The following is a 5,114-nucleotide window of genomic DNA, read 5'->3' as shown; positions in this document are numbered from 1 at the left end:
CCCATGGCTTTGTTGGCAGCATGAGTCGAAAGGGGAACTGCTGGGATAACGCGGTAGTGGAGAGCTTCTTCGGTAGCCTGAAGCAAGAACGGATTCAATGGCACCACTACCAGACTCGACGAGAAGCACAGCAAGATGTGTTGCATTACATCACGATGTTCTACAACAGCTTTCGGCTACATTCATATTTGGATTACCAAAGCCCGAATCAATATGAAACGGCCTGGAAAGAATTACGAGAAGTTGCTTAACTGGGTTGTCACAAATCAGTTGACCACGTCACAGAAGCCATTATCGAATTTCGTAATACAAATGGCGATTTTATGTCAATTGACGAGTTAGCCCTTGTTAAAGGTATTGGCGAAAAAACTGTCGAAATCAATCGTCATTTGATATCGATTAAATAAGCTCAATATATCTCTCAACACAAGGATCTGAAGTAACCTACAACGTTCATTGAAACTGCACCAGACTTCAGATCCGCCATCATCATCTTCGCCACCGGCTTGTGGCCAATAACCACAGCTATCAGGTTTTTCGCGCCCCCGTCGATTCTCTAAGACTCCTGTCATTAATTAGGTTAGAATACGGCCCGATCCCTGTAAGTTGTTTCAGACAAATTTTCTAACACGCCATTTGGCTCAATGTCAGAGTTTTCAAACAGTTGTGATTAGATGAAATGCTGGTCGCTGTATCGGAAAACTCAGCTGTAATCGTTTACAGGTCGTTTTTGCTTTTAAAATATCTTTCAGAGTTCAAATTTGCCGTGTCAAACAGTGCCATCCTCCCCGTAACCCGAAGATTCTCCATCGCCCCCATGATGGACTGGACAGACCGCCATTATCGTTATCTCGCGCGGCTGATCAGTCGACATGCTTTATTATATTCAGAGATGATTACCACGGGCGCGATATTATTCGGAGATCAATCACGTTTTCTAGATTTCAACAATGAAGAACATCCAATTGCCGTTCAATTGGGCGGAAGCAACCCTGTGGAGCTAGCTAAATGTGCACACCTATGTGAACAATGGGGATATGATGAAATAAACCTGAATGTCGGCTGCCCCAGCGACCGGGTTCAGAATAATATGATCGGCGCCTGTCTTATGGCCGAGAAAGATCTAGTATCTGAGTGCCTAAAGGCAATGCGTGATTCTGTTGATATACCAGTCACAGTAAAACATCGGATAGGAATAGATCATCTTGATAGCGAAGACTTTCTTATTGATTTCGTCGATACATTACAAAGAGCGGGAACAACAACCTTTATTATCCACGCCCGTAAAGCCATACTTAAAGGTCTCAGCCCAAAAGAAAATCGAGAGATTCCTCCTCTTATATATGATCGCGTATATAAGATTAAACAACTCTTTCCCAACCTTGAGATCATTATCAACGGCGGCATAAAGACTCTTGAAGAAGTTAAGGAGCATCTTAAATATGTAGATGGCGTTATGGTCGGCCGTGAAGCCTACCAGCGTCCCTGGGTACTGGCAGATATAGACCATCATCTCTATAACGGACCAGCGCTTGAAGACTCTGCATTGGAAATTGGGTACCAATATTTGTCATATATTGAAAAGCAACACGCCAATGGCTTGCCAATATGGCACATGGTGCGGCATAGTCTTGGATTATTTCACGGCCAGAAAGGTGGCAAGGTATTCCGGCGTCATTTAAGCCAGAATGCAGTAAAGAAGGACGCCTCGCCGGCAGTCTTTGAAGAAGCATTAAAGATCATGTCATCCTTCAGCAATAAAGAAGTCTGACGTTTTAAATGCTGAATAACGTTTTACTATCGGAAAAGTTTTGATGTCGGATAGAGCCAGTATTACCAAGGAGCAGTTTTAATGAGTTCCAGATTGCAACAACTAAGAGAAATGACGTCTGTGGTAGCAGACACCGGTGACATAAGCGCCATTAAAGCACACCAGCCTGATGATGCCACCACCAACCCATCCCTGTTATTAAAAGCCGCCTCACTGCCTGAATATGCCTCCTATATAGACGAAGCCGTTTCTCATGGTTCCAGTCAAGACGGCTCGACGCAACAAAAAGCGGCAGCAGCCTGTGATTATCTGGCCGTCAGAATTGGCAAGGAAATATCCATGGTCGTCCCGGGATATGTCTCTACCGAGGTCGATGCCAGACTATCCTTCTGCACTAAGGGCACTGTGGACAAAGCCAGACAAATCATCAAGCTATACGATTCCATTGGCGTCCCTAAAGATAGAATACTCATCAAGATAGCTTCTACCTGGGAAGGAATACGCGCTGCAGAAATACTTCAAAAAGAAGGTATCAACTGCAATTTGACGCTTCTATTTTCATTCTGTCAGGCCGTTGCCTGCGCCGAGGCGGGAGCTTTCTTAATATCTCCCTTTGTCGGCCGTATATACGATTGGTACAAAAAAGCCTGGAACAGAGACCATATAGAGCCAGAAGAAGATCCCGGTGTTCAATCCGTTTCCAGCATTTACCAGTACTACAAAAAGCATGGCTACAATACTATTGTGATGGGCGCCAGTTTCCGTACAACAGGACAAATTATCGCCCTGGCCGGATGCGACAAGTTAACCATCAGCCCGGACTTATTGGCCGAGCTGGATGCGGATAACGCCGCACTTGATCGTGCGCTCACTTTCTCAGGAGACGTTTGCCCCATTCCAACGCCGATTACCGAAGCGCAATTCAGGTGGGAACTTAACGAGGATGCCATGGCAACTGAAAAGCTGGCAGAGGGTATTCGCAAGTTTGCTGAAGACCAGATCAAACTTGAAAACATGATGCTGTCAAAACTGGCCTGAATTATTAGCGACCATTGACGAAGCGTCAAAAGACGAACTAATTGATATATTCATTACCTCAGGAAATGATTTGATGACAGATACCAACATTGTCTGGCACAACTATAAGCTCAACAAAAACCATCGCGCAGCGATTAAGAACCAGAAGCCCTGCGTCATTTGGTTGACCGGTCTTAGCGGCGCGGGCAAGTCAACACTTGCAGAAGCCCTTGACCGAGTCCTTCATGCCAATGACTACCATACTTATGGGCTTGACGGTGATAACGTTCGCCATGGTTTGAATAAGGATCTTGGCTTTTCAGACCGGGACCGTGTCGAAAACATCCGCCGAGTCGGTGAAGCCGCCAAGCTGATGGTAGACGCTGGCTTGATTGTGATCACCGCCTTTATCTCACCATTTCGCAAAGACCGCGAAATGGTGCGGTCACTGTTTGAACCTACCGAATTCATCGAGGTTTTTATCAGCACTCCGATTGAAGACTGTGAAAAGCGGGATCCCAAAGGTCTCTACAAGAAAGCCCGTGCCGGCCTGATTAAAAACTTTACCGGCATTGATTCACCTTACGAAGCGCCGGAAGATCCGGAAATCAATGTAGATACCAGTATATTAAGCATTGAGGAAGCCGTTAAGGAAATCGTGGATTATCTTCAAAAAGGCGGATTTTTATCAGCCCCGGAAGACATCGAGACGCCATCAGCAAACACCTGACGGCACACCAGACCGGCACGCTATGTAGCAGAAGTGTCAATCAAACCGTCGCCATTACAGCGACGGTTAAACTCGTCGTTTACCATCAATAACACGCTTCTGCGTCCATCCGTATCTGCTAGTACAAGTACGCTAACTCCCAGTGTGTTCTGTCAAGCACGCCAGCAATTCCAACACGAGCATACAAACGTTAGCAGGACTTGCACTGGTTACAATAGGCTCCGATACCCTGACATCACCGTAATTCAGGTCAGAAGGAAGAACTGTGCACTCCAACATTTCACGTGATCATGTCTTATGAAAGAAGTGGTTTTCTCGGGGCATAAATCTGATATTGTTATTCCCGAGCCAGCTGCGTGAAAAAAGCATGACGACTTACTCTTGCTCAGGTCGAAGCCTGCATCTTAGCGCAACTAACTCCTACACCGTTTACGAAAGAGTATTGCCATAACAAAGTGAACCCGGAGAAGGAAGAAAAAGGTGAATAAACTTTTTTTACTTGTAACGAATCCAGCACTGTTTGTTAAAAAGTTGTTTGAACGAATACGGCGCTTCTATCGATTACACATAGCTAAAGACGAATTTACAGTTGAAGCAGCACGTTGGTTTGCAGACAAGGGCGATGAGACTTTACGACTCAATTACCCATCACTAAATCAAGACTCAGTTGTATTAGATTTAGGCGGTTACGTTGGAGATTTCGCGTACGAAATTAACAAAAAATATGGATGTAAAGTTTATGTATTTGAGCCACATCCAGATTTTTATGAAAGATGTGTACATAGATTTGCCGATAATAAGAATATCATGCCATTGAATTTTGGTATTGCGGACGAGAACGGCTTCTTTTTGTTATCGGATAGTGTTGATGGCTCATCATTTCTAAATCGAAATCATCAAAAAAAACAGGGGGTTGAATGTGAGATTAGAGAGTTTTTCTCAGTGCTTTCTGATTTAGATATAGAACATGTCGATTTGATGAAAATAAATATTGAAGGTGGCGAGTATCCGCTATTGAAACATATCGCCGACAAAGACAAACTCACAATTGTGGAAGAATACCAGATTCAATTCCATAATTTTATCAAAGGTGCGATAAGTAAACGTAACAGTATAGTATCGGCTTTAAGTAAAACGCACAAAAGAGTTTGGTGTTACACATTTGTGTGGGAGAATTGGAAGAAAATATAATGCCTTTTACATGAATTGACGAGTATCTTTGCTTGACGCTCACAAGAAACACCTGCTCACATTATGCTTAGAAAGTTGAAAAAGCTAGGGAAGCTCTGAATAACTCCCCAAATCAGTCATAATACGGCCACCTTACACTCATCAGGAACACTATCCATGGATCAGATGACTTTCTCCGAAGCTGAATACCAGAATAAGAAGCGTAAGACCCGCCGGGAAATCTTTCTGGAGCGAATTGGATAAGCTGATCCCATGGAAACGCATGGAAAAGAAGATCGCCCGCTATTACCCCAAGGGCGAGAACGGCCGCCCTCCGTATCCGTTATCCACCATGCTTCGTGTCCACTGCATGCAGCTATTTTATAACCTCAGCGATCCTGCCATGGAAGATGCGCTGTATGAGAT

At 44.4% G+C, this 5,114-nt stretch carries 7 protein-coding genes; all 7 read left to right on the top strand.

All coding sequences use genetic code 11. The features are described from left to right. On the top strand, nt 1-251 hold a 251-nt coding region (locus F566_RS0100455; protein WP_020405008.1), incomplete at its 5' end, for an IS3 family transposase. After that, complete coding sequence (locus F566_RS37835; protein WP_157496529.1) at nt 252-407, top strand: helix-hairpin-helix domain-containing protein; 156 nt, start codon at nt 252-254, stop codon at nt 405-407. Between the two features lie 272 nt (nt 408-679). After that, nucleotides 680-1,771 (top strand): tRNA dihydrouridine(20/20a) synthase DusA, encoded by a 1,092-nt coding sequence (gene dusA, locus F566_RS0100450; RefSeq protein ID WP_020405006.1) that lies wholly within the window; start codon nt 680-682, stop codon nt 1,769-1,771. 81 nt (nt 1,772-1,852) lie between these two features. After that, nucleotides 1,853-2,809: a transaldolase gene (gene tal / locus F566_RS0100445; RefSeq protein WP_020405005.1), complete on the top strand. Its 957-nt coding sequence runs from the start codon at nt 1,853-1,855 to the stop codon at nt 2,807-2,809. Between the two features lie 73 nt (nt 2,810-2,882). Next, nucleotides 2,883-3,518: an adenylyl-sulfate kinase gene (gene cysC, locus F566_RS0100440; RefSeq protein WP_020405004.1), complete on the top strand. Its 636-nt coding sequence runs from the start codon at nt 2,883-2,885 to the stop codon at nt 3,516-3,518. 480 nt (nt 3,519-3,998) lie between these two features. Then, nucleotides 3,999-4,709, top strand: coding sequence for an FkbM family methyltransferase (locus F566_RS0100435; protein WP_020405003.1), 711 nt, complete (start codon nt 3,999-4,001; stop codon nt 4,707-4,709). Nucleotides 4,710-4,971: 262 nt separating this feature from the next. Then, the coding region (locus F566_RS38025; protein ID WP_020405002.1) for a transposase at nt 4,972-5,114 on the top strand (143 nt) is incomplete at its 3' end.

It is taken from the genome of Hahella ganghwensis DSM 17046 (assembly GCF_000376785.1).
GTDB classification, from domain to species: Bacteria; Pseudomonadota; Gammaproteobacteria; order Pseudomonadales; family Oleiphilaceae; genus Hahella; species Hahella ganghwensis.
This window is presented reverse-complemented; position numbering and strand designations above follow the sequence as displayed.

What these genes read in the sequence shown, in the direction of transcription:
- tal (WP_020405005.1), top strand. Translation starts at nt 1,853, where the DNA reads ATGAGTTCCAGATTGCAACAACTAAGAGAAATGACGTCTGTGGTAGCA.
- cysC (WP_020405004.1), top strand. Translation starts at nt 2,883, where the DNA reads ATGACAGATACCAACATTGTCTGGCACAACTATAAGCTCAACAAAAAC.
- dusA (WP_020405006.1), top strand. Translation starts at nt 680, where the DNA reads ATGCTGGTCGCTGTATCGGAAAACTCAGCTGTAATCGTTTACAGGTCG.